We start from the raw sequence: 21,716 nt of genomic DNA on the forward strand, positions 1-21,716 counted from the left end.
ATCAGACGGCGGCGCTCAGATGGCGCCGCCTGTCAGCCTCTGGCAGATGAGATCAAGCTGATCGAGCGTCGCGTAGCGGATCGTCACGGTTCCCGTCGACGGATCGGCATCTGCGGAAATCTTCACCGGCAGACCGAGGAATTCCTCCAGATGATTCTGGACGGCCACGATATCCGCGTCCTGCGAGGCGCTGCGAGCAGTGCGCGCTGAACGACGCGGCGCCGCGTCTCCCCGCTGCTTCTTGCGAACCAGCTTTTCGACGTCGCGCACCGACATCGACCTGGAGACAGCCGCCTGCGCTATGTCCTCCGCTTCATCGCAGCCGATCAGCGCACGGGCATGCCCCATGGACAAATCGCCCTTTTCCACAAGGCCGATCACCCCGTCGGGCAGCGCCAGCAAACGCTGGAAGTTGGCGACATGGCTCCGGCTCTTGTCGACCATGCGGGCGATCTCGGCCTGCGTCATGCCTTCCAGTTCGGCCAGCCGGTTGTAGGCACGGGCCTCCTCGATCGGGTTCAGATCTTCGCGCTGAAGGTTTTCGATCAGGGCAAGGGCCATGACCTCGCGGTCGGAGAGATCGCGCACAAGCGCGGGAATCTCGTGAAGCTGCGCCTTCTGCGCCGCACGCCAGCGGCGTTCACCGGCGACCAGCTGATAGCGACCATTGTCCAGCGGCCGGACGATGATCGGCTGAATGACACCGCGCTGAGCGATCGACGCCGCGAGTTCCTCAAGCGCGGATTCCTCGAAGTACCGGCGTGGCTGATTCGGGTCGGGCTTGACGTCGGCAATGGACAGAACCGCAAGGCCGCCGCTGCGCGAAGGCGACACGGCCACCTTACCGTCGCCGGGGGCCGCCAACGGCTCCTCGCGACGGGTTTCGCCCAGAAGAGCGCCCAGACCGCGGCCCAGGCCCTTGGACTTCTGTCCGGCCGCCTTCAACTGGGGTACGCTGAAGCGCACGATGGAATCGTCGGTCATGCCGCTTTCCTCTTTTCGGGCAATCGAGTGATCAGCTCACGGGCAAGCGCCATGTAAGCGCGGCTGCCGGCACAGGCATGATCGTAGATGAGCGCCGGCACTCCATGGCTCGGCGCTTCGGAGAGGCGCACGTTGCGCGGGATCACGGTTTCAAACACCAGCTTGCCAAGTACGGAGCGAACGTCGTCCGACACCTGTTCGGTGAGACGATTGCGGCGGTCGTACATGGTAAGGGCGATACCGATGATGCCGAGATCAGGATTGAAACGCTGCTGCACTCGCTCCACCGTCTGCAGGAGCTGGCTGAGGCCTTCCAAGGCGAAGAATTCGCACTGCAGAGGCACGAGAAGCGTGTCGGCGGCGTTCAGCGCGTTCAATGTCAGCAGGCCCAGCGATGGCGGGCAATCGATCAGGCAGACATCGTAACCAAGATCCGGCGTCAGCGTCCGCTGGAGCCGATGGGCCCGGTCGTCCGCGCTCACCAGTTCGACTTCCGCGCCCGACAAGTCCACCGTGGCAGCAAGAAGGTCGAGGTTGGGAATACGGGTGGGCATGACGCACTGGCTCACGGGCACCTTGTCCACCAGGACGTCATAGGAGGACGCCTCGCGGTCCCCGGCGCTGACGCCGATACCTGTGGATGCGTTACCTTGCGGATCAAGGTCGATCAGCAGCGTCTTCCACCCCGTCGCGGCGAGGGCCGTGGCGACGTTGATCGCTGTCGTCGTTTTCCCGACCCCGCCCTTCTGGTTGGCAATGGCAATCCGGATCACCTGCTCATTCCCTTCCCGCCGACGAGTTCGCCGACAATGATACCCGCCTGCGGATCCGTGATGGATTGTTCCACGTGGAACATGTGCCGCCAAGTGCGAAGGTCGTGCAACTCTTGACGGGCAGAACGGCCCTTCGGCAACAGGAAGACTGTGTCACTTGTGGAAAATCGCGCCGATAAGGTGAGCAATTTTCCCAGAGGTGCGAACGCTCGCGCGGAAATCACGGAGACAGGCTGCGTTTCCACCAGTTCCAGCCGGCGACCTTCGACGCGTGCTTTGTTGAGGCCCATCGCCTCACTCGCGCGGTTCAACCACTCGATCCGGCGGCTGCGCGACTCCACCATGACCACCTCGCAGCCGGGGCGCAGAGCGGCAATGACAAGGCCGGGGAACCCCGCGCCGGTACCAAGATCCAGCCAGACACCCGATGTTTCACGTGGAACATGAGGCAGCAACTGGGCGCTGTCGATAATGTGGCGCAGCCAGACCTGATCGAGGCTGGCGGCAGACACCAAATTCTGGCGGTCATTCTCCTCCGCCAGCATCGCAACGAGAAGCTCCAGACGCTCCATCGCCGTCCCATCACACTCTGGCAGATTGCGCAGCCAGGCGAGCGCTTCGTCTTCGGTGGTAATCACGCGGCCTCCCTGCGGGCGTGAACAAGCAGCGCCGCCAGGGCGGCCGGCGTGATACCCGGAATTCGGCCTGCGGCAGCCAACGTAGCGGGCTGCGCCTTCGTCAGCCGCTCTACCATCTCGCGCGACAGTCCCGGGATACGATCGTAGGGGAAGTGATCGCCAAGCCTCAGCGACTCGCTTGCCCGCAGTTCTCGCAGCTCCCGCTCCTGCCGTTCAAGGTAAGGCGCATAAGCGGCGTCCTCCGCCATCTCTTCCACAAGATCGGTATCGTTGCGCAAGGCCGGATCGATCCATGGCGACAGCGAAGCCATGTCGACGCCGCCGAAGCGGAGCCACTCGCGCACAGGCAAGCGGCCTGCATCAGAACGGACAGGCAGGTGCGCGGCTGCCAGCTCCGTCGCCGGCACGACCCTGTCGAAAGCCTCCGACAGACGCTCCCGTGCCGTTTCCCGCTTGCGGAACCAGTCCAGTCGCGCCGGGCCTACGGCACCGGCCTCGATGGCGAGAGGTGTCAGCCGCGTGGAAGCGTTGTTGGCGCGAAGGCGAAGGCGGTACTCGGCCCGCGCGGTGAGCATGCGGTAGGGTTCACTGACGCCATGCAGGGTAAGGTCATCGATCATGACAGCCATGTAGCTGTTCGCCCGGTCGAGGGCCGAAGCCGCGCGGCCGAGCACAGCGGACGCGGCATGGAGGCCCGCGATGAGGCCCTGCGCGGCAGCTTCCTCGTAACCGGTAGTGCCGTTGATCTGACCGGCACAATACAGGCCGGGAATCTCGCGAAGTTCAAGGCTGCTGCGCAACGCCCGCGGATCGATGTGGTCGTATTCCACGGCATAGCCGGGCACCACCATCTCGACCTGTTCCAGACCCTCCATGGTGCGCAGCATCTTCAGCTGCACGTCCGCGGGAAGCGAGGTGCTGATTCCGTTGGGATAGACGAGGTGCGTGTTCAGCCCTTCGGGCTCGAGGAATATCTGGTGCCCGTCGCGATCGGCGAATCGGTGGATCTTGTCCTCGATCGAAGGACAGTAGCGCGGCCCGGAGGCGCCGATCGCGCCCGAGAACAGGGGTGAGCGGTGAAGGTTCGACCGGATCACATCGTGACTGCGGGGGTTCGTGCGGGTGATGGCACAGAACACCTGCGGCACCATCCGCGCTTCCCCCTGCCCGGGCTTCATGGCCGACATCGTCCAGTCCTCCCCATCGGAGGGCTGTTCATCCAGACGGGCCCAGTCGATGGTGCGACCGTCGAGCCGTGGAGGCGTCCCCGTCTTCAGCCGCGCCATGGGCAGCGCGGCTTCGCGCATCTGAGCCGCCAGGCGCACCGCCGAAGCCTCTCCAATCCGGCCACCGACGAGGCGTTCCTCGCCCCGGAAAAGAGTGCCGCCCAGGAAAGTGCCGGTACAAAGCACAGTGGCTGCCGCCGTCAGGCGCGAACCGTCGGCAAGCTCGACACCCCTTGCACGACCGCCCTCCAGGATCAGCGCAGCCGCCTCCCCCGCGACGAGGGTGAGATCCCCCTGCTCTTTCAGCAGCCGGTGAATGGCCGCCTTGAAGAGTGCCCGGTCCGCCTGCACCCGTGGCCCCTGAACGGCGCTGCCCTTCGAACGGTTGAGCATGCGATAATGGATCGCCGCCGCGTCGGCGGCGCGTGCGATGAGGCCATCGAAGGCGTCCACCTCCCGCACGAGGTGCCCCTTGCCAAGCCCACCTATCGCCGGGTTGCAGCTCATGGCCCCAACGGCTTGCAGGTCGAAGCTGACCAGAGCCACCCGCACACCCATGCGCGCGGCCACTGCCGCGGCTTCGCAGCCGGCATGGCCGCCGCCGATCACGATCACATCGAAGGATTGCATGGAGGCGCCTTATCGTTTTCGGAATATCGCGTCAAAGGAGCACACTGTGTTCCACGTGGAACATGTTACTTTCCGATGCAGAAGCGTCCGAACAGGGCGTCCAGCATGTCTTCCGTGGTCGAGCGACCTACCAAGCTATCGAAGGACACACGCGCCCGCCGCAGGCACTCGGCAATCAGAAGGGGGTCCTCCTCACCCCGGGCGGAGCAAAGCGCCGCTTCGGCTTCCGACAGAAACCCACGTTGCCGGGCGTTGAGAGCAGCCTCCCCGGGCTTCGGCATCGTCGCGCCGGCCGTGTTGATCAGGTCACGGCGGAGCGCCTCCATTCCCATCCCGCTCACGGCGGATATCCGGTGACGGGCTGAGATCTTGTCGCTCGCACCAAGCCGGTCCGCCTGAGCCGCGATGTACCACGCCCCCACCGGCCCCTCCCCCTCCGGTCCGAGCCACAGTACGAGGTCCGCCCCTTCGAGCGCGGAACGGGCGCGCTCGATGCCGATCGCCTCGATGGTGTCCTCTGTCCCGTCGCGAAGCCCTGCCGTGTCGGCAAACACAAAGGGTACGCCCTCGAGCGAGACAGCCCGCGTCAGGACATCGCGGGTGGTGCCGGCGACCGGCGCAGTGATCGCGGCTTCGTCTTCGACCAGCGCGTTGAACAGCGTGCTCTTGCCAGCATTCGGCGGGCCGGCCAGAACGACGCGAAACCCGTCCTTCAGGACTTCGGCGCGGGGGCGGGAGAGCCAGTCGCCAACTTCGTGAGCAAGAGTGGCAAGGTCGTCACGAAATGCTGCCGGCAAGCCTTGGACATCGTCCTCGTCCGCGAAGTCGAGAATGGCTTCAACAGCGGCGGAGGCACTCAGAACGCGCAAGCGCCAGGCATCGACCTGCCGGGAGAGAGCTCCGCCCGCCATGGCGATTGCGCTGCGCCGCTGGAGTTCCGTTTCGGCGGAAAGAAGGTCCGCCAGCCCTTCCGCCTCGGCAAGGTCGATCCGCCCGTTCGAAAAGGCCCGCCGCGTGAATTCGCCCGGCTGGGCCGGTCGCACGTCCGGCAGAGCGCCGAGGGCGGCCTGAACCGCCTGAACCACGGCGCGCCCCCCGTGGAGGTGCAACTCCGCCAGATCCTCTCCGCTTGCGGTGTTGGGTCCCGGGAACCACAGCACCAGCGCCCGATCCAGCAGTGTTCCACGTGGAACACGAAGCTCCCGGTAGCTGGCACGGCGGGGGGCTGGAACACCTCCCGCCAGCGCGGCAAGCGCACTGCCCGCAGCCGGACCGCTGATGCGTATGATGGCGATGGCGGCAGGCGGCGAGCCGCTGGAAAGCGCGAAGATCGTGTCGTTCATGCGCGCCCGCCCCTAGCAGGGCACCGGGAGGAACGCTACTCGCCGTCCTTCTTCGGTTTGGTACCGGGATTCATGGCCATGGCGACACCATTTTCCAGGAACTGCTGGAACAGCTTCAGCCCCACCTGCCCCATGGGAGCGACCTGCTTGGCAAGGTCGTTCAACTGGTCGAAGTTCTTGGTGCCCTGCATGGCACTGGTCATGGCGTCGACATAAGCGTCGTTAGCCCGCGTCACGTCTGGAAGGCCGAGAAAACGGCGCGCCTCTTCCGGGGAGCATTCGACCTCGACATGGACTTTCATCATGCGGCTCCCGCTGCTTTATCGAAGCATGACTGACACACGCGCTTGGCAAAGTCCATTGCAAGTGTCTTACTCGAACCGAGCCCTGACATGGATCAAAGGAGAAGAGCGAATGGCCACCAACACCGAAATCCCGACTCTCGACGACGACGGCATGATCCCCGCCTATGTGGCTGAGCCCGAGGGCAACCCGCGCGGCGCCATCATTGTGCAGCAGGAGATATTCGGTGTGGATGAAGGTATCCGCCGCAAGGCCGACCAGTGGGCGGCCAAAGGCTACCTCGCGGTTGCTCCGGACACCTTCTGGCGCCAGCAACCCGGCATCGAACTGAGTCCCTATGACGAAGGGGAATTCCAGCAGGCTGTCGGCTTCATGATGAAGCACGACTTCGATCTCGGCATCCGCGACATCGAAGCGGTAATCCATTGGATACGTCGCGAGAAGCATGTCGAGAAGGTCGGTCTGGTGGGTTTCTGCATGGGCGGACGCGTGGCCTACATGGCGGCAGCGCGCACGGATATCGATGCGTCCGTCGGCTATTACGGCGTGATGATCGACCAGATGCTCAACGAGAAACATGCGATCGCCCGGCCGCTCATGCTGCATATCCCGACCGAAGATCACTTCGTGGATGCGGCCGCCCAGAAGGCCATTCACGAAGGACTGGACGATCACCCCAAGGTCACCCTCTACGACTATCCCGGCCTCGATCACGGCTTCGCCGCTGAAATCGGCGCACGTCGTGACGAAGCCGGTGCCCAGCTGGCGGACAGCCGGACCGAGGCCTTCTTCGCTGCGCATATCGGCTGAAGGCGAGCGCCATGAGCAGCAGTTACAGGATGGTCGTCCGCGCTCATGGCGGACCGGACGTCATAGAACGCGAAGATCTCGAGATACCCTCGCCGGCACCGGGACAGCTGGTGATCGAGACCGAGGCGGTCGGCCTCAACTTCATCGATACCTACTACCGCAAGGGCCTGTACCCCGATGCCTTGCCGATCGCCCTTGGTTCGGAAAGCGTCGGTAAGGATCGCAGTCGGTGACGGGGTCGAGGGCTTTTCCCTCGGCGATCGTGTGGGCGCCACGCAGAATGGGGGCGCCTATGCCACTCACCGTGCCATCCCGGCTGCCAAGGCGATGCGGATACCGGACGGCGTCGCGCCTCAGGCCGCGGCCGCCGTGATGCTGAAGGGCCTGACCGCGTGTTATCTGGCGGAAGAGACGTTCCCGGCGCGGGCAGGAGACATCGCGCTCGTCCATTCGGCAGCAGGCGGCGTCGGGTCGCTCCTCGTACCCTGGCTCCTCGACAAAGGCGTGCGGGTGATCGCCCACACCGGCAGTCCGGAAAAAGCCGCCGGGATCCCGGGTGATTATACCCTCTCGTGCCGCTTCGAGGATCTCCCGGATGCCGTTCGCGACATCACGGGGGGTGCCATGTGCCACGTCGTCTATGATGGCGTGGGCGCGGCGAGCTGGAATGCATCGCTTGCCTGCCTGCGCAGGCGGGGCACTCTCGCAAGCTACGGCAATGCATCCGGGGCAGTTCCGCCGATCGCCCTGCTGGACCTGATGCGGGGCGGCTCGCTCTATGTCACGCGGCCAACCCTTGCGGACTACATCGCGACTCCGGCGGAACTGGAGGCCAGCGCCCGCAAGCTGTTCGAGCGGATCGCGTCGGGCGTACTGAAGCCGAAAATCGGCCAGACCTTTGCGTTGAGGGACGCTGCCGAGGCTCACCGGGCGCTGGAGAGCCGCTCGACCACGGGGTCGACCGTCCTGCTGCCCTGAAACAAAAACATCCGGGATTTCGATCCCGGATGTTCCTGGTTTTCTTAGAAGAGAGAAACGATCCCGAGCGCGGGATCCGTCCACCCCTCGTATATCATCTTGATCGCGACGTAGACGATCACGGCCAGGCCGACCCAGGCGATCCACCTGTAGCGTTCGATGTAGCGCGCGATGAAGTTCGCCGCGAGGCCCATCATCGCGACGGCGACGACGAGACCGACGATCAGAATGCCCGGGTGGTCGCGCGCGGCGCCAGCCACGCCCAGCACGTTGTCGATCGACATCGAGACGTCTGCGACGGCCACCGAGATGGCTGCAGAAGCGAAGCTCTTGGCGGGCCGTACGCCGGAATGTTCGTCACCCTCTATTTCCGGCGATCCTTGCGAAAGCTCGCCCGCCGGCGCGTGGTGCAGCTCGCGGTACATCTTCCACGCCACCCACAGCAGCAGGAGACCACCGGCGAACACCAGACCGACGATGCCGAGCAGCCAGGTGACGACCAGCGCGAAACCGACACGCAGGACGAGCGCCGCGATGACACCGATCGCGATGACCTTCTTGCGCTGTTCCGGCGGCAGGCCCGCTGCCAGCGCACCCACGACGATCGCGTTGTCGCCTGCTAGGACGACGTCGATCATCAGGACCTGGATGAACGCGGACAGCGCGGCAGGGGTGCCGATGTTCGAGAAGTCAGTGACGATGTGCTGCCATATTTCGGCCGGGCTTTGAATGCTCGGAGCCGCAGCGGCAAGGATGGTGAGAATGTCCAAGACTGTTCCCCCCCGCCTTACTGGTTCATCGTCGCGAAGAAGTCCTCGTTGGTCTTGGAGTCCTTCATCTTGTCGAGCAGGAACTCCATCGCGTCCACCGTCCCCATCTGCATGAGGATGCGGCGCAGGACCCACATCTTGGTCAGCTGGTCCTTGGGTACCAGCAGCTCTTCCTTGCGGGTGCCCGACTTGCCCACGTCCAGCGCCGGGAAAATGCGCTTGTCCGCCACCTTGCGGTCAAGGACGATTTCGGAGTTACCCGTGCCCTTGAACTCTTCGAAAATGACTTCGTCCATGCGGCTGCCGGTGTCGATCAGGGCCGTGGCGATGATCGAGAGCGAACCGCCCTCCTCGATGTTGCGGGCCGCACCGAAGAAGCGCTTGGGGCGCTGCAGGGCGTTGGCGTCGACACCACCGGTGAGCACCTTGCCGGACGAGGGCACGACGGTGTTGTAGGCGCGGCCAAGGCGAGTGATCGAGTCCAGCAGGATGACCACGTCGCGCTTATGCTCGACGAGGCGCTTGGCCTTCTCGATCACCATTTCGGCGACCTGGACGTGGCGCTGCGCGGGTTCGTCGAAGGTGGAGGAGATGACCTCGCCCTTCACGCTGCGCTGCATGTCGGTGACTTCCTCGGGACGCTCGTCGACGAGCAGCACCAGCAGGAAGACCTCCGGATGATTGTCAGTAATGGCCTTGGCCATGTTCTGCAGCAGGACGGTCTTACCCGTGCGCGGCGGCGCGACGATCAGCGCGCGCTGGCCCTTGCCCTGCGGCGAGATGAGATCGATCACACGCGCCGACTTGTCCTTGACCGTAGGGTCAAGACTGTCGAGCTTGAGGCGCTGGTCGGGATAGAGCGGCGTCAGGTTGTCGAAGTTCACGCGGTGGCGAACGACGTCGGGATCGTCGAAGTTGACGCTGATCAGCTTGGTGATGGCGAAGTAGCGCTCGCCGTCCTTGGGCGCGCGGATCTCGCCTTCCACGGTGTCGCCTGTGCGCAGGCCCCACTTGCGGACCTGGTTGGGCGAGACGTAGATATCGTCCGGGCCTGCGAGGTAGTTGGCCTCTGGGCTGCGCAGAAAGCCGAAGCCATCGGTAAGCACCTCGATGGTGCCCTGTCCGACGATCTCCTCGCCGTCTTCAGCCACTTCCTTGAGGATGCCGAACATGAGGTCCTGCCGGCGCATGGTGGATGCGCCTTCGACGCCCAGTTCCTCAGCCATTTCGACCAGCTCGGCCGATGATTTCTTCTTAAGTTCTTTCAGGTGCATTTGCTGGAATTCCAGGTGGATTTTTGAAGGTCGGCCGGCGGGATCGGAGGGCTTGGGGAAAGCGGATCCAGGCAGGAGAACGGGCTCGTGCCCTAATGCCGGAACGGCATCGAAATACTGCGGGAGCGGGCGCCGGTCAACGAGTCAATCCGACCCGGACGCGCTGAATGCGCCGGAGCGAAGCTTCCGGGCGGCCGACCTGCGACCGCCTGGCCCTCACGCCCGTTGCGCCTTGTGAAAAATCAGAAGGGCTTGACCACCACAAGGACCACGATGACCACTGCGGCGAGCCCCGGCACTTCATTGAGCATGCGCAGCTTGCGGCCGGTCAATGGCCGTTCGCCGCGCGCAAGTTTCTTCGAATAGCCGACGAGCCACCCGTGGTACCCGGACAGCACCAGGACGAAGAGCAGCTTGGCATGGAGCCAGCCTTCGCTGAATGCCCCGATCGCGAGCGCCGTAAGTACGCCCAGAACCCACGTGAGCACGAGAGCCGGAGTGAGGATGATCTTCCTTAGCTTTGCCTCGCGATCGATCCAGCGGGCCTCCTCCGCCGAACCCGGGTCCGATTCCTGATGGTAGACGAAGTAGCGGGGCAGCATGAACAGGCCCGCCATCCAGAAGATGACAAAGATGACGTGCCCGGCCTTGAGCCAGAGGTAGAGACTCTGCAGGATTTCCATTGCGCCTTCCTAGCGGGTCGATGCTGCCGTCTCAACGCTGCCATGCGCGAACGGTGGCAAGCAGCCGTTCCACATTCTCGATCGGCGTGTGCTGCCCGATGCCGTGGCCGAGGTTGAACACGTGCGGACGGTCGGCGAACGCGTCCAGCACGGCATGGATCTGGCTGTCGAGGTCATCGCCGCCGGAAAGAAGCAGCAACGGATCGAGATTGCCCTGCACGGGAAGCCCCTGCGGCAGTTCACGCGCGGCCCAAAGGGGATCGATCGTTTCGTCGATGCCGACAGCGTCCACCCCTGTTTCGCGGGCATAGGCCGGCAACTTTTCCCCTGACCCCTTCGGGAAGCCGATGATCGGAGTCTCGGGGTGCCGGGCTTTTACGGCGGAAACAATCCTCGCGTTGGGACCGATCACCCACCGTTCGAACTGCACCGGCGAAAGGCTGCCCGCCCAGGAATCAAAAAGCTGTACCGCTTCGGCACCTGCTTCGATCTGGCCGCACAGGTATTCCACGGTCACCTGAATCACCCCGTCGATGATCGCCTCGAAAGCAGCCGGATCCCGGTATGCCATGGCACGGGTCTCATGCTGGTCGCGGCTGCCTTCTCCGGCCACCATGTAGGTCGCCACCGTCCACGGCGAACCTGCGAAGCCAAGCATCGTCTTGTCCGGGCCCAGCTGGCTGCGAACCTTCCGGACGGTTTCGTAGATGGGGGAAAGTCGTTCGGACACCGGAGTCAGCGCTTTCAAGGCCGTGTCAACGAGACGGGGCGAAAGCTTCGGACCTTCACCGGCAAGGAACTGCAGGTCCTGTCCCATCGCATAGGGCACGATGAGGATATCGGAAAACAGGATCGCACCGTCGAATCCGAAACGGCGCAGGGGTTGCAACGTAATCTCGGCGGCGGCGTTCGTATCGTAGACGAGCGCGAGGAATCCCCCCTTTTCGGCGCGCAGTTCGCGGTACTCGGGCAGGTAGCGGCCCGCCTGGCGCATGAGCCAGATCGGTCTGTGCTTCGTGTTCGTACCGCGCAGTGTGTCGAGGAGAATTCCGGGCATCGCGTCACGTCCCAACAAAAAAAAGAGATTCTGGATAAAGGATGATGGAGTCTGTTGGCCCTGTGGATATCGGGGACGGCGCGGCATTGCCCGATTTGTACCCGGTTGAACAGGTGCAAGAGTCAGATGCGACTCTCGGACTCAGTTGAGTCAACGAAAGGTTGTTCGCCTTGTCCACAGGGTGTGGGCAGAGTCAGCGCTCCTGTCCAGAACATGACTCGTTGAATCCCGGAAACGGGGAGGAAAACGGCGATGCGAGTTGTCACCGGAACGCTCCCATGGTTTATGCGGCAATCTGTCCACAGCCGTTCCCCGGGAGGCCCTGAAGCCGGCATGGCGCGATTTCACCTGCATCTCCTGTCTGATTCCACCGGCGAAACGCTGGAGATGATCGCCAAGGCCGCACTCGCGCAGTTCGATGACAGCGATGTGCTGCGGCACTTCTGGCCGATGGTACGCTCGCAGCAGCACCTCGACCGTATCATGGGCGAGATCGCCTCGAACCCGGGACTGGTCTTCTTCACCCTGGTGAACGAAGAGACGCGCCACCGCCTCGAGGAGAGATGCCAGGCGCTCGGCCTGCCTGCGATCGCAGTGCTGGATGGGGTGACCGACGCTCTCGAAGCCCTGCTGGGGCAGGAAGCCAAGGGGCGCCCGGGCCGGCAGCACCGGCTGGACGACGCCTACTTCGCGCGCGTGGATGCGATCCAGTTCACGATCGCGCATGATGACGGGGTCTTGTGGGAAGAGTGGGAGGAAGCGGACATCGTCCTTGCAGGCGTATCGCGCACCAGCAAGACGCCGACCTCGATCTACCTTGCGAACAGGGGGTACAAGGTCGCGAACATCCCGATTGTCGTGAAAAGCCCGCCCCCGCCTTTGCTGTTCGGCCTCAAGCACCCTCTCGTGGTGGGGCTCACGACTGCGCCCGATCGCCTCATCCAGATCCGCCGTAATCGCCTGCTGTCACTCAGCCAGTCGCCGGACACCGACTATGTGGCGAGCGACAAGGTGGAGAGTGAACTGCGCTACGCTCGCCGCATGTTCGCAGACAATTCCTGGCCGGTCATCGACGTTACGCGGCGCTCGATCGAGGAGACGGCAGCGGCGGTCATCAACCTCTACAACGAGCGTAAGGCCACCGGCTTCAGCGAACCCGTGGGTCCCAAGCCGATCTGAAGCCACACGCCAGATACAGAACGAGCCGTCATGATCATTCTTGCCTCGCAGAGCGCTTCCCGGCGCGCCATGCTTGAAGCCGCGGACATTCCCTTCCGTGCGCAACCCGCCGCCGTCGACGAGCGGGCAATCGAGCGCGAAATGGAGGGTGCCGAGCCGCAGGCGGTTGCACTCACGCTGGCCAGGGCCAAGGCGCTTCATGTTTCACGTGGAACACCCGACATTATCGTGCTGGGCAGCGACTCCCTCGTTTCCTGCGGCGCCCGCCGATTCGATAAGCCGGGCAGCCGGGACGAGGCGGCCGCGCATCTGCGGTACTTCTCCGGCAAGGTCATGGAACTGCACAGCGCCGCCGCGCTCACGCGCGGTGAGGAGGTCCTGTGGGCTGATACCGCGGTCGCGCACCTTCAGGTGGCCCAGCTGTCCGAACCCTTCATCCAGCGCTACCTTGACCAGGAATGGCCCGAGGTGGCGGCCTGTGTCGGCGTGTTCCGCATCGAGGGGCGCGGCGTGCAACTGTTCGAGGCGATCAGCGGAGACTACTTCACCATCCTTGGCATGCCGTTGCTGATGGTGCAGGCGGCGCTGCGCAATCTCGGAGTCCTGACACGATGAGCATACCCTATGCCGAGGTGATCGGTGATCCGATCGCCCAATCGAAATCCCCGGCGATACACCGCTTCTGGCTGGACGAACTTGGACTCGACGGGCGGTACGAGCATTGCCTCGTACGTCTCGATGATCTCAAAAGTTATCTGGCCGAACGCCGATCCGATCCCGACTGGCGCGGGTGCAATGTCACGATGCCGCACAAGCTGGCGATATTGCCCTTGCTGGACCGCCTCGATCCCCTCGCGGAAGCGATCGGAGCTGTGAACACCGTCGTGCGGCAGAGCGACGGGACGCTCACCGGGTACAACACCGACGCCCCCGGATTCCTCGAGCCCCTGCGCGGCGACCTGGCACAGACTCACCTGTTCCGCATGGCACGTGTACTGGGCACGGGCGGCGCCGCCCGGGCGATCGTCGCAGCGCTGGCGAAAGAGCATTTTGTGATCGTCCTCGCCGGCCGTGATCCCGGCAAGGCCCGAGCCATGCTTGATGAACTCGCGCCCAAGGGCGAACATCACGCGATCGCCCTCGATCATTTCGCAGACGTCACCGACTTCGCGTTCGATGATCGCGAAGGCTGCATGGACCTTGTCATCAACGCCAGCCCGCTGGGGATGGCAGGCCAGCCCCCCCTCGCCTTCGACATCAGCCACGCCCCGCCCGGAAGCGTGTTCTACGATATCGTCACCAGCCCCGTCGACACGGCATTCCTGCAGACGGCGCGTGCGCAGGGTTTCGAGACGATTGACGGACTGGCGATGCTGATCGGCCAGGCCGATCTCGCGTTTACACACTTCTTCGGCGTGCGTCCGCCGCGCGGCCGGGATGAGGCGCTGCGGCAGTTGATCCTCGGCTGAAGGGATGCCCATGAAGATTGTCGGCCTCACCGGTTCCATCGGCATGGGCAAGTCCACTGTTGCGGCCATGCTGCGTGAGCTCGATGTGCCGGTGTTCGACGCGGACGCGGCAGTCCACGAACTGCAGGGGCCGCACGGCGCGCTGGTGCCTCTCATCGAGCAGGCCTTTCCCGGCACCACCGGCCCTGGCGGAGTAGACCGGCAGAAGCTCGGGGCGGCGGTGTTCGGGGACAAGGACAGGCTCTCGGTGCTCGAGGCCATCGTTCATCCCGCTGTGGCGGCGCTGCGCGGCGATTTCCTGCGTGACAATTCCGCAGCCGCCCTCGTCGTCTTCGATGTCCCGCTTCTTTACGAGAAGACCGGCACGCGCGGGTTCGACTGTGTCATCGTCGTTTCCGCGCCGCCGGCCGTCCAGCGCGCGCGCGTGCTCGCCCGGCCGGCAATGACGGAAGAGAAGTTCGAGCAGATCCTGGCTCTCCAGGTGCCCGATAGCGAGAAACGGGCGCGTGCCGATCACATCGTCGATACGGGCACTTCGCTGGAGGAAACCCGCAAACAGGTGGCCGGGATCGTAGAGGCGTTGAGACGAGCGCAATAATCCTCTCCGGCCCCTTGCGCACCACCGCGCCGAGGCAGATATGGAGAGAGATGAGAGAGATCATCTTCGATACGGAAACGACTGGTTTTGACCCCAGAAATGGGGATCGCATGGTGGAAATCGGCTGCATCGAAATGATCAACCGGGTGATGACCGGGCGAAGCTTCCATGCCTACTTCAACCCGCAGCGCTCCATGCCCGCCGAAGCCGAAGCGGTGCATGGCCTGTCCGACGCTTTTCTTGCCGACAAGCCGCTCTTTTCCGCCCTGGCGCAGGATTTCCTCGACTTCATCGGCGACAGCCCGATGATCGCGCACAACGCGACGTTCGATTTCAACTTCATCAACGCCGAACTGGGACTGTGCAACTTCCCGCCCGTTTGTTTGAGCCGGATGGTCGACACCGTGGCGCTGGCCAAGGTCCGTCATCCCGGCGCGAAGCTGTCGCTTGATGCGCTCTGCACCCGTTACGGGATCGACCGTAGCCACCGCACGAAGCACGGGGCGCTGCTTGACGCGGAACTGCTGGCTCACGTCTATGTGGAATTGCGAGGCGGCCGCCAGATCGGCTTGGAACTGGTTGCAGAAAACATTGAGATCGTGACGGAAATCAAGGTTCTACCACAAAGAACCCGTATATTTCGTCAGCCACGTCCCCACGTGGCCACCGCAGGGGAACTTGCTGCGCACGCGGAGTTTCTCAAATCGGTCGATACCCCGCTCTGGGGTGCCTGAACTCTAGCACAAGGAGAAACCGCCCATGGATATCCGCGTCTCCGGTCACCAGGTTGAAACTGGCGAGGCCCTGCAGGCTCACGCCAGCGAGAAGCTCACGGCGATCGCCGAGAAGTATTTCAGCCGGGCGCTGTCGTCACAGGTCACCTTCGGCCGCGCGCCGGCGGGTGCCTTTCGGTGCGACGTCATCATGCACGTCATGCAGAACCTCGTGCTCAAGGGCAGCAGCATCGCGCAGGACGCTCACGTGGCCTGCGATCAGGCTGCCGAAAAGATCGACAAGCAGTTGCGCCGTTACAAGCGCCGCCTGAAGGATCGTTCGGAGCAGACCGCTTATGCCAGTGCGGTCGAAGAAGCGGCGTACACCATCTTCGAGGAACAGCAGGCAAGTAACCAGGACGAAGCCGAAGAAACGGACGCTCCCGTCGTCATCGCGGAAACCCGGGTGGACGTTCCGGAAGCCACTGTTTCGGACGCCGTGATGATGCTGGACCTGCGCAACACGACTGCGTTGCTTTTCAAAAACGCTGGCACCGGCCGGCATAATATGGTTTATCGCCGCGACGACGGCTCGATTGGTTGGGTCGAGCCGCACTGACGCTTTCGCGCACCGCGTCTTAGTACAAGACGAAAAACAAGAACCCCCGGTTTTTCGCCGGGGGTTTAGGGGCATGCAACTTTGGCAATCGGTCTAGTATTAGAAACACGATGAGCGCGCTTTTCACGCTGTTACCCGAGGCCGTATTCATGGCCGACGCGGACGGCAAAGACATCATTCTGGACCAGCTCGCGGGCCGGTTTGCTACCGTCTACGGCCTTGACCAGCAGGCCGTCCTGGCGCGTATCGTCGAGCGCGAGCGGCTTGGCAGCACGGGATTCGGGCGGCGCATCGCGATTCCCCATGCCCGCATGGCGGGACTGACGCGGCCGGCGGCCGCGTTCATGCGGCTCAGCTCCCCTGTCGAATTCGACGCTGCGGACGGCATGCCGGTCGATCTCGTGTTCGGTCTGTTATCGCCCGAGGGCGCCGGGGCCACGCACCTTCACGCGTTGGCCGCAATCTCGCGTATGATGCGCGACGAACGCATGCACGAAGCGCTGACGGCCGCCCCCAGCCCCGAAGCGCTCTACAGCCTCCTCAGCAACGTCATCGATCGCGATGCCGCCTGACGCCGTGGCGGACGGCTCTGTCGATCCCGAAGGCGCCCAGCTGCACTGGCGTGCCCTTGAGGGGCTCTATGCCTCGGCACCTGTAAACCAGCTCTTCGAGTCGAGGCTGCAGATCGTGGGCGACGGGCATTCAAGGATCACTTTCGAGGTTGATCCGGGCTGCTTCCATGCCGCCGGGGCGGCGCATGGGACGATCTACTTCAAGATGCTGGACGATGCGGCGTTCTACGCGGCCAACACCCACGTGACTGACCGTTTCCTGCTGACCACCTCGTTCAATATGCACCTCAGCAAGCCTATCAAGGGCGGACGCATCGTGGCCGAAGGCCGCTGGGTGAGTGGGCGGCGCCGCGTGCTCGTGGCCGAGTCCTGGCTCACCGATGAGGAAGGCGACGAATGCGGCCGCGGGACAGGGACGTTCATGCGCTCGCGTATCGCCCTGTCCAGCCTGCCCGGCTACGTCGCCCCCCAAGCCTGAAAGCGACGCGGTGGACGGGCGCCTCCCTGCTCATCTGGAAGTGTCCGCCCTGATTCGGCGGGTGAACGTCGAAGGCGGCTTCGCAACCGTTCTTTTCAAAGGCGAGCAGGACGCCGGGACGATCCTTGCCGTCCTGACGCACAACGGCGGGAAGACGCGGCTTTTCGAGCGAATGCCTCAGCTGGACGGCGCCCGAGCCTGGGTCTGCACCCACCGCCAAGATCCTGCAAACCCATACGAATTTCAGGAATACCTCGATCGCCGCAAGCGGCAGGACCCCGATATATGGGTGGTGGAACTTGATGCCGCAGGCGCTGAACGCTTCATCGGTGCCGATCCGGACGCGGGTTGACTTGCCCGACGCACAGCCTAAAGCCCCCTTCGCAAGCGCGAAAGCGGCATGGACAGCACTCCGGCAGTCCGGCTAGCACGCAGACGGGGAATCGTCGGCAGGTTCAACGGATAGTAAACGCCATGCGTGGCGTTTCGTTCCACCCTGTGTCGGACTGGTTCACCGCACTTGATCACGAGTAGATGCGAACAAAAGTTGAGTGGGCGAGCGCAGCGGCGCTGGCCGCGACGGTTCTTACCGCTCTCCTAGGCGCCTCGGGTTCTGGCGCGGCGGCATCGGACCTTATTCCGGTGCTGACAGAAGAGAAGCCCACCCCGCAGTTCGTCTCCGAACCGGTTGTGCAGGCGATCCCCGCCGCTCCGGCCCCGAACGCGGAAAATTCGACCGCAGACTCTCTGGAAGATCTGGTGTCGCAGCAGGCGACACCGGAAGGCATGTCGCGGGACATGCGCTGCCTCGCCGGCGCGATCTACTTCGAAGCCCGGGGCGAGTCGCTCGAAGGCCAGCTGGCCGTGGGTCACGTTATCGTGAACCGTGCGAAGTCGGGCCGCTTCCCCACAAGCTATTGCGGCGTGGTGATGCAGCCTTCGCAGTTCTCGTTCGTGCGGGGCCACTCGATGCCGGCCGTGCGGGAAGGCTCGCAGGACTGGCAGGAGGCCGTGGCGATCGCGCAGATCGCCGACGAAGGAATCTGGAAGAGCGAGGCGCCCGGCGCGCTGTTCTTCCATGCCAAGCGCGTATCGCCGAACTGGCGGCTGACCAAGCTGGCGCAGGTCGACAATCACATCTTCTATCGTTGAGGCAAGACCCTCCCGCTAGCATTCGGCGGGAGGGTGCCGCCGCTTCAGGCAGGCTTCAGTTCAACCCAAACCGGAGCGTGATCGCTCGCCTTCTCGCGGCCACGATGGACCTTGTCGACGCCGCAGGCGACGAGGCGGTCGGCCAGTTCCGGCGACAGCAGCGAATGGTCGATGCGGAACCCGTGGTCGCGCTGCCAGGCACCGGCCTGATAATCCCAGTACGTCCAGACCCCGCCACGCGGGTTGTGCGTCGCCACGGCGTCGGTCCAGCCATCGCCAAGCAGGCGGAAATAGGCGTCGCGCGATCCTGGCTGCATGAGGGCGTCCGCCGCCATGGCGCCGGGTGACCAGACGTCGCGATCCGTGGGAATGACGTTGTAGTCCCCAGTGACAATCGCGGGAACCTCCTCGTCGCGAATAGCGGTCATGCGGCGCCGCAGCCGTTCCATCCACCGGAGCTTGTAATCGAACTTCGGTCCCGGGACCGGGTTGCCGTTGGGAAGGTAGATGCACACCACCCGCACGCCGAAGACGTCCGCTTCGAGATACCGGGAGTGTTCGTCCTCAGGCTCACCTTCAAGGCCGCGTTGCACTTCCACCGGCTGCTCGCCGTCGGCCAGGATGGCAACGCCGTTGAAGCCTTTCTGTCCGTGCCAGATACCCTTGTAACCAAGCTTCTCGAACTCGGCGATCGGGAACCCCTCGTCCTGGGTCTTTATCTCCTGCAGGCAGGCGACCGCAGGCCGCGTTTCGTCCAGCCACTCCAGAAGACGGGGAAGACGTGCCTTCACCCCGTTGATGTTGAAGGTCGCGATTTTCATACGGAGAAGCTGGATCCGCAGCCGCAGCCTGCCGCCGCATTGGGATTCTCGACGCGAAACGCCGCGCCACCGAGCGATTCGACGTAATCGACGACGCATCCCTGAACCAGATCGAGGCTCACCGCGTCGACGACGAGCTTCACGCCATCGGTTTCAGCAACGCTGTCATCCGTCTCCGGTCCATCGGCGAGCTCGAACTTGTACTGGAAGCCGGAACAGCCGCCGCCTTCCACCGCAAGCCGCAGGATTGCAGGCTTGCCCTGCTTGCTGGCGATGGTCGCCACGCGGGCGGCGGCTGACGGGCTGAGTGTAAGATTGGGCTGGTCCATGCCTTCCGATGTAGGCGCGTGGACCGCGTGCGGCAAGTTCCGCACCCGGCGCTGGCAGCGGTGCAGCGTGGGAAAGGGCTCGCTTTCGGAGCAAGGGGCAAGCCCCGCCCGCCGCGCGCAGCCGGTGCTCAGGCGGTCTGGATGTAGTCGCGCATGGCCTCGGCCTCGTGCTCGATCTTGTCCATTCGATATTTGACCAGATCGCCGATGGAGACGATGCCGACCATGCGGTCGTCCTTCACCACCGGCAGATGGCGGATGCGCCGGCGTGTCATGAGGGAAAGCGCACCCATGACGGAGGTTTCGGGTGTCACGGTGACGGGCGTGACCGTCATGACACTCTTGAGCGGCATGTCGAGCACGTCAGGTCCGACCTCGCGCAGCTTGTAGATGACGTCCCGCTCCGAGAAGATACCGGCCAAGCCGCCATCCTCTATCACCGGAACGGCACCGATGCGCCGTTCCGCCAGAAGGGCGGCGGCGTCGCGCACGGTTGTGCCGGCGTCGCAGGTGATCACTTCCGTACGGCCTTCGATAATGCGACCTATGGTCATCGTCAGCTCTCCATGTGTTGAAGGAGCATCTGTTCCCCGCAGCGGCCCCGCCAGCGGCAGGGTATCACAGCCGGTCGTGGCATGCCACGCTGCGCTTGGCGCTTGCGGCCGTGGGGCAATGGGACCAGATAGACGGCATGAAAACGCCGCCACCTTCGCCGCTGGAGCAACCGCACAAGGCCGCTCATGCCTGGGCGCGCTATCGGCGCATCATGCGCTGGATGATGACGATCACCGTGGGCCTGGTGATCGGCTCCATGATCCTGCTCTACCGGTCGAACGGGATGGTCTCGATTCACTTCTACATCGCGACCGCGCTGGGGATCGGCTTTACGATGCTGCTCGCCTCCGCCCTCATGGGTCTGGCGTTCCTGTCGAGCGGCACTGGCCATGACGAATCCGTCATCGACCCGCTGGAGGATGAGGGCGCGAAGTAGCCGGTTCAGTCCTGTCGCGGCCGCAGCCGGTACTCCTCGACAGGCTGTCCGCCGATCAGGTGTTGCTGGATGATGCGTTCCAGCACATCCTCGTCGCAGGAGTGATACCAGACGCCGTCGGGCCAGACGACCGCCACGGGGCCCGCATAACAGACACGCAGGCAATCGGCCTTGGTACGCGCGACGCCGCCCTTGCCGTCCAGCCCCAGTTGCTTCAGGCGCTTCTTGAGGTACTTCCAGGCCGCACGCCCTTTTTCCGGCGAGCAGCACTCCCCCTTCTGGGGTTCGGCGCAGATGAAGATGTGGCGGCTGATGCCGGTGCCGCCCGCCTTGGCCAGCGCTTCCTCGGCTTTGTGGATATCGTGGGCGCTTGTCATGACCGCAGCTTCCATTCCTCCACGCCCGCAAGAAAGTCGGGGGGGAGCGCCTCCGGCCCATCCTCGCCTACGGCGACCATTGTCGAGCGCGCGAAGGCCACCAGGCGGCCGTTCTGGCGCAGCAGCTGCACGAGGCCGTGGCTGGAGCGCCCCACCCGCTCCACCGCGCTGTGGACCTGCAGCGTATCGGGATAGTGACCCTCCCCGAGGTATTCGATCCCCAGGCTGACGATCATGGAGGAGAAACCGCTCAGAATGTCGCGATACCCGCAGGCGCGGTGGAACCGCACGCGACCGTCTTCCAGATAGGCGGCCATCGCCACGTTGTTGATGTGCATGTTCAGGTCGAGATCGGCGAAACGCGGTTCGATCTCGGAGAAGAACGGGTAGCGTGCGGGGTCGAGCAGCGCGGGATCAGGCTTCGGCATGCCCGCAAGGTAGGAAGCGGACCGGCGAAGGTCCACCCTTGAGCCGCAGGTGGCTTAACCCTTCTTGCCGACGATGCGCGCGATTTCCGCAGCGACCAGACGTTCCACCATCTGCGGCAGGTTGCGATCCAGCCAGTCGGCCAACGCCGGACGGAGCAGTTCGCGGGTCAGCGATTCCAATGACGTTTCCCCGGAACGCACGATCTGAGGCTGTGCGCCCGGTTCCGACAGCATGGCGAGGGCCGCCAGCGATTCGCGCATCGATTCGCGTGCATGGTCATGCAGCAACGGCGCCTCTTCCGGTTCGGGCGACGAGGGGAGCTGCGCCGTTTCCGGCAATTCGAGGACATCGTCCTCCTCCAGGTCCTCACCCTCGAACAGGGCTTCGGCATCGCGCGTCAGCCGCTCGGTCCGGCTGGTGCGGGTGTCAAGGCGGCTGTCGCGCGCGATGACCTGCTTGATCGACTGGAGGATCTCCTCGACCGAAGGTTCACCGTTCTGACGCATCTGTGCCTTGTCCC

At 64.1% G+C, this 21,716-nt stretch carries 28 protein-coding genes and 1 pseudogene; 13 read left to right on the forward strand and 16 right to left on the reverse strand.

The genetic code is table 11. The features are described 5' to 3' along the window. Positions 1-15: 15 nt before the first annotated feature. The 6 genes from C2R25_RS11010 to C2R25_RS11035 all read right to left on the reverse strand — a co-directional run bounded on the left by C2R25_RS11010 (position 16) and on the right by C2R25_RS11035 (position 5,896). On the reverse strand, positions 16-984 hold the full coding sequence (locus C2R25_RS11010) for a ParB/RepB/Spo0J family partition protein (RefSeq protein WP_103729221.1): 969 nt from the start codon (positions 982-984) through the stop codon (positions 16-18). Continuing rightward, the gene (locus tag C2R25_RS11015) at positions 981-1,757 is read right to left on the reverse strand and encodes a ParA family protein (protein WP_103729222.1); all 777 of its coding nucleotides are present in this window, start codon (positions 1,755-1,757) and stop codon (positions 981-983) included. The genes C2R25_RS11010 and C2R25_RS11015 overlap by 4 nt, the downstream gene beginning before the upstream one ends. Next, complete coding sequence (gene rsmG / locus C2R25_RS11020) at positions 1,754-2,395, reverse strand: 16S rRNA (guanine(527)-N(7))-methyltransferase RsmG (protein ID WP_199183813.1); 642 nt, start codon at positions 2,393-2,395, stop codon at positions 1,754-1,756. Before rsmG ends, C2R25_RS11015 begins: the two co-directional genes overlap by 4 nt. Beyond that, positions 2,392-4,251: a tRNA uridine-5-carboxymethylaminomethyl(34) synthesis enzyme MnmG gene (gene mnmG, locus C2R25_RS11025; RefSeq protein ID WP_103729223.1), complete on the reverse strand. Its 1,860-nt coding sequence runs from the start codon at positions 4,249-4,251 to the stop codon at positions 2,392-2,394. Before mnmG ends, rsmG begins: the two co-directional genes overlap by 4 nt. 65 nt (positions 4,252-4,316) lie before the next feature. Beyond that, positions 4,317-5,594 carry a tRNA uridine-5-carboxymethylaminomethyl(34) synthesis GTPase MnmE gene (gene mnmE / locus C2R25_RS11030; RefSeq protein WP_103729224.1) on the reverse strand — a complete coding sequence of 426 codons (1,278 nt, stop codon included), beginning with the start codon at positions 5,592-5,594 and terminating at the stop codon, positions 4,317-4,319. A 35-nt stretch (positions 5,595-5,629) separates the two neighbouring features. Next, entirely contained in the window at positions 5,630-5,896 is a 267-nt protein-coding gene (locus C2R25_RS11035) for a DUF6489 family protein (protein ID WP_103729225.1), read from the reverse strand. 112 nt (positions 5,897-6,008) lie between these two features. Between C2R25_RS11035 and C2R25_RS11040 the strand changes: the two genes are divergently transcribed. Then, positions 6,009-6,707 (forward strand): dienelactone hydrolase family protein, encoded by a 699-nt coding sequence (locus C2R25_RS11040; RefSeq protein ID WP_103729226.1) that lies wholly within the window; start codon positions 6,009-6,011, stop codon positions 6,705-6,707. Positions 6,708-6,718: 11 nt separating this feature from the next. Then, positions 6,719-7,685: pseudogene (locus tag C2R25_RS11045) on the forward strand (quinone oxidoreductase). 44 nt (positions 7,686-7,729) lie between these two features. On the opposite strand, the gene C2R25_RS11050 reads toward C2R25_RS11045, so the two are convergent. The 4 genes from C2R25_RS11050 to hemE all read right to left on the reverse strand — a co-directional run bounded on the left by C2R25_RS11050 (position 7,730) and on the right by hemE (position 11,469). Beyond that, positions 7,730-8,455: a TerC family protein gene (locus C2R25_RS11050; RefSeq protein ID WP_103729227.1), complete on the reverse strand. Its 726-nt coding sequence runs from the start codon at positions 8,453-8,455 to the stop codon at positions 7,730-7,732. 17 nt (positions 8,456-8,472) lie between these two features. Beyond that, positions 8,473-9,729: a transcription termination factor Rho gene (gene rho, locus C2R25_RS11055; RefSeq protein WP_103729228.1), complete on the reverse strand. Its 1,257-nt coding sequence runs from the start codon at positions 9,727-9,729 to the stop codon at positions 8,473-8,475. Positions 9,730-9,971: 242 nt separating this feature from the next. After that, a complete protein-coding gene (locus C2R25_RS11060; protein WP_103729229.1) occupies positions 9,972-10,412 on the reverse strand; it encodes a CopD family protein in 441 nt (146 codons plus the stop codon). A gap of 31 nt (positions 10,413-10,443) precedes the next feature. Beyond that, positions 10,444-11,469, reverse strand: coding sequence for a uroporphyrinogen decarboxylase (hemE, locus tag C2R25_RS11065; protein WP_103729230.1), 1,026 nt, complete (start codon positions 11,467-11,469; stop codon positions 10,444-10,446). Positions 11,470-11,802: 333 nt separating this feature from the next. On the opposite strand from hemE, the gene C2R25_RS11070 reads away from it, so the two are divergent. From C2R25_RS11070 to C2R25_RS11115, 10 genes are all read left to right on the forward strand, one after another. After that, the gene (locus C2R25_RS11070; protein ID WP_103729231.1) at positions 11,803-12,648 is read left to right on the forward strand and encodes a pyruvate, water dikinase regulatory protein; all 846 of its coding nucleotides are present in this window, start codon (positions 11,803-11,805) and stop codon (positions 12,646-12,648) included. A gap of 30 nt (positions 12,649-12,678) precedes the next feature. After that, complete coding sequence (locus C2R25_RS11075; protein WP_103729232.1) at positions 12,679-13,263, forward strand: nucleoside triphosphate pyrophosphatase; 585 nt, start codon at positions 12,679-12,681, stop codon at positions 13,261-13,263. Then, entirely contained in the window at positions 13,260-14,117 is an 858-nt protein-coding gene (aroE, locus tag C2R25_RS11080; protein ID WP_103729233.1) for a shikimate dehydrogenase, read from the forward strand. Before C2R25_RS11075 ends, aroE begins: the two co-directional genes overlap by 4 nt. A 10-nt stretch (positions 14,118-14,127) precedes the next feature. After that, entirely contained in the window at positions 14,128-14,715 is a 588-nt protein-coding gene (coaE, locus tag C2R25_RS11085; protein WP_103729234.1) for a dephospho-CoA kinase, read from the forward strand. A gap of 50 nt (positions 14,716-14,765) precedes the next feature. Next, complete coding sequence (gene dnaQ / locus C2R25_RS11090; protein WP_103729235.1) at positions 14,766-15,449, forward strand: DNA polymerase III subunit epsilon; 684 nt, start codon at positions 14,766-14,768, stop codon at positions 15,447-15,449. A gap of 25 nt (positions 15,450-15,474) precedes the next feature. Further along, positions 15,475-16,047, forward strand: a complete 573-nt coding sequence (hpf, locus tag C2R25_RS11095; protein WP_103729236.1) for a ribosome hibernation-promoting factor, HPF/YfiA family — start codon at positions 15,475-15,477, stop codon at positions 16,045-16,047. A gap of 110 nt (positions 16,048-16,157) precedes the next feature. Beyond that, entirely contained in the window at positions 16,158-16,619 is a 462-nt protein-coding gene (locus C2R25_RS11100; protein WP_103729237.1) for a PTS sugar transporter subunit IIA, read from the forward strand. After that, positions 16,609-17,097, forward strand: a complete 489-nt coding sequence (locus C2R25_RS11105) for a PaaI family thioesterase (RefSeq protein ID WP_103729238.1) — start codon at positions 16,609-16,611, stop codon at positions 17,095-17,097. The genes C2R25_RS11100 and C2R25_RS11105 overlap by 11 nt, the downstream gene beginning before the upstream one ends. A 10-nt stretch (positions 17,098-17,107) precedes the next feature. Then, the gene (locus C2R25_RS11110) at positions 17,108-17,449 is read left to right on the forward strand and encodes a DUF1491 family protein (RefSeq protein ID WP_103729239.1); all 342 of its coding nucleotides are present in this window, start codon (positions 17,108-17,110) and stop codon (positions 17,447-17,449) included. 182 nt (positions 17,450-17,631) lie between these two features. Further along, on the forward strand, positions 17,632-18,249 hold the full coding sequence (locus tag C2R25_RS11115; protein ID WP_103729240.1) for a cell wall hydrolase: 618 nt from the start codon (positions 17,632-17,634) through the stop codon (positions 18,247-18,249). Positions 18,250-18,293: 44 nt separating this feature from the next. Here the strand turns inward: C2R25_RS11115 and xth are convergent, their stop codons facing one another. The 3 genes from xth to C2R25_RS11130 form a co-directional block, all read right to left on the reverse strand. After that, positions 18,294-19,070, reverse strand: coding sequence for an exodeoxyribonuclease III (gene xth / locus C2R25_RS11120; protein ID WP_103729241.1), 777 nt, complete (start codon positions 19,068-19,070; stop codon positions 18,294-18,296). Continuing rightward, positions 19,067-19,399: an iron-sulfur cluster insertion protein ErpA gene (gene erpA, locus C2R25_RS11125; RefSeq protein WP_103729242.1), complete on the reverse strand. Its 333-nt coding sequence runs from the start codon at positions 19,397-19,399 to the stop codon at positions 19,067-19,069. The genes xth and erpA overlap by 4 nt, the downstream gene beginning before the upstream one ends. A 128-nt stretch (positions 19,400-19,527) precedes the next feature. Next, a complete protein-coding gene (locus C2R25_RS11130; protein ID WP_103729243.1) occupies positions 19,528-19,953 on the reverse strand; it encodes a CBS domain-containing protein in 426 nt (141 codons plus the stop codon). Positions 19,954-20,090: 137 nt separating this feature from the next. On the opposite strand from C2R25_RS11130, the gene C2R25_RS11135 reads away from it, so the two are divergent. Continuing rightward, a complete protein-coding gene (locus C2R25_RS11135) occupies positions 20,091-20,390 on the forward strand; it encodes a hypothetical protein (protein WP_103729327.1) in 300 nt (99 codons plus the stop codon). 5 nt (positions 20,391-20,395) lie between these two features. Here C2R25_RS11135 and C2R25_RS11140 read toward each other — a convergent pair whose 3' ends face one another. Genes C2R25_RS11140 through C2R25_RS11150 form a run of 3 tightly spaced genes read right to left on the reverse strand, consistent with a single transcriptional unit; the run spans position 20,396 to position 21,702 of the window. After that, complete coding sequence (locus tag C2R25_RS11140) at positions 20,396-20,767, reverse strand: ferredoxin (RefSeq protein WP_103729329.1); 372 nt, start codon at positions 20,765-20,767, stop codon at positions 20,396-20,398. After that, on the reverse strand, positions 20,764-21,195 hold the full coding sequence (locus C2R25_RS11145) for a thioesterase family protein (RefSeq protein WP_103729328.1): 432 nt from the start codon (positions 21,193-21,195) through the stop codon (positions 20,764-20,766). The genes C2R25_RS11140 and C2R25_RS11145 overlap by 4 nt, the downstream gene beginning before the upstream one ends. A 54-nt stretch (positions 21,196-21,249) precedes the next feature. Continuing rightward, complete coding sequence (locus tag C2R25_RS11150; protein WP_103729244.1) at positions 21,250-21,702, reverse strand: DUF2497 domain-containing protein; 453 nt, start codon at positions 21,700-21,702, stop codon at positions 21,250-21,252. Between the last annotated feature and the right edge of the window lie 14 nt (positions 21,703-21,716).

Origin of the sequence: Novosphingobium sp. HII-3 (assembly GCF_002916655.1) — a bacterium.
GTDB lineage: Bacteria > Pseudomonadota > Alphaproteobacteria > Sphingomonadales > Sphingomonadaceae > Novosphingobium > Novosphingobium panipatense.

Bases quoted from the DNA above. Each gene is read 5' to 3' on its own strand.
- C2R25_RS11010 (WP_103729221.1), bottom strand. From the start codon at position 984: ATGACCGACGATTCCATCGTGCGCTTCAGCGTACCCCAGTTGAAGGCG.
- rho (WP_103729228.1), bottom strand. From the start codon at position 9,729: ATGCACCTGAAAGAACTTAAGAAGAAATCATCGGCCGAGCTGGTCGAA.
- hpf (WP_103729236.1), top strand. From the start codon at position 15,475: ATGGATATCCGCGTCTCCGGTCACCAGGTTGAAACTGGCGAGGCCCTG.
- C2R25_RS11100 (WP_103729237.1), top strand. From the start codon at position 16,158: ATGAGCGCGCTTTTCACGCTGTTACCCGAGGCCGTATTCATGGCCGAC.
- C2R25_RS11060 (WP_103729229.1), bottom strand. From the start codon at position 10,412: ATGGAAATCCTGCAGAGTCTCTACCTCTGGCTCAAGGCCGGGCACGTC.
- hemE (WP_103729230.1), bottom strand. From the start codon at position 11,469: ATGCCCGGAATTCTCCTCGACACACTGCGCGGTACGAACACGAAGCAC.
- C2R25_RS11135 (WP_103729327.1), top strand. From the start codon at position 20,091: ATGAAAACGCCGCCACCTTCGCCGCTGGAGCAACCGCACAAGGCCGCT.
- C2R25_RS11130 (WP_103729243.1), bottom strand. From the start codon at position 19,953: ATGACCATAGGTCGCATTATCGAAGGCCGTACGGAAGTGATCACCTGC.
- C2R25_RS11035 (WP_103729225.1), bottom strand. From the start codon at position 5,896: ATGAAAGTCCATGTCGAGGTCGAATGCTCCCCGGAAGAGGCGCGCCGT.
- erpA (WP_103729242.1), bottom strand. From the start codon at position 19,399: ATGGACCAGCCCAATCTTACACTCAGCCCGTCAGCCGCCGCCCGCGTG.
- mnmG (WP_103729223.1), bottom strand. From the start codon at position 4,251: ATGCAATCCTTCGATGTGATCGTGATCGGCGGCGGCCATGCCGGCTGC.
- C2R25_RS11145 (WP_103729328.1), bottom strand. From the start codon at position 21,195: ATGCCGAAGCCTGATCCCGCGCTGCTCGACCCCGCACGCTACCCGTTC.
- C2R25_RS11105 (WP_103729238.1), top strand. From the start codon at position 16,609: ATGCCGCCTGACGCCGTGGCGGACGGCTCTGTCGATCCCGAAGGCGCC.
- C2R25_RS11115 (WP_103729240.1), top strand. From the start codon at position 17,632: ATGCGAACAAAAGTTGAGTGGGCGAGCGCAGCGGCGCTGGCCGCGACG.
- C2R25_RS11075 (WP_103729232.1), top strand. From the start codon at position 12,679: ATGATCATTCTTGCCTCGCAGAGCGCTTCCCGGCGCGCCATGCTTGAA.
- dnaQ (WP_103729235.1), top strand. From the start codon at position 14,766: ATGAGAGAGATCATCTTCGATACGGAAACGACTGGTTTTGACCCCAGA.
- C2R25_RS11070 (WP_103729231.1), top strand. From the start codon at position 11,803: ATGGCGCGATTTCACCTGCATCTCCTGTCTGATTCCACCGGCGAAACG.
- C2R25_RS11140 (WP_103729329.1), bottom strand. From the start codon at position 20,767: ATGACAAGCGCCCACGATATCCACAAAGCCGAGGAAGCGCTGGCCAAG.
- coaE (WP_103729234.1), top strand. From the start codon at position 14,128: ATGAAGATTGTCGGCCTCACCGGTTCCATCGGCATGGGCAAGTCCACT.
- aroE (WP_103729233.1), top strand. From the start codon at position 13,260: ATGAGCATACCCTATGCCGAGGTGATCGGTGATCCGATCGCCCAATCG.
- C2R25_RS11150 (WP_103729244.1), bottom strand. From the start codon at position 21,702: ATGCGTCAGAACGGTGAACCTTCGGTCGAGGAGATCCTCCAGTCGATC.
- C2R25_RS11040 (WP_103729226.1), top strand. From the start codon at position 6,009: ATGGCCACCAACACCGAAATCCCGACTCTCGACGACGACGGCATGATC.
- xth (WP_103729241.1), bottom strand. From the start codon at position 19,070: ATGAAAATCGCGACCTTCAACATCAACGGGGTGAAGGCACGTCTTCCC.
- mnmE (WP_103729224.1), bottom strand. From the start codon at position 5,594: ATGAACGACACGATCTTCGCGCTTTCCAGCGGCTCGCCGCCTGCCGCC.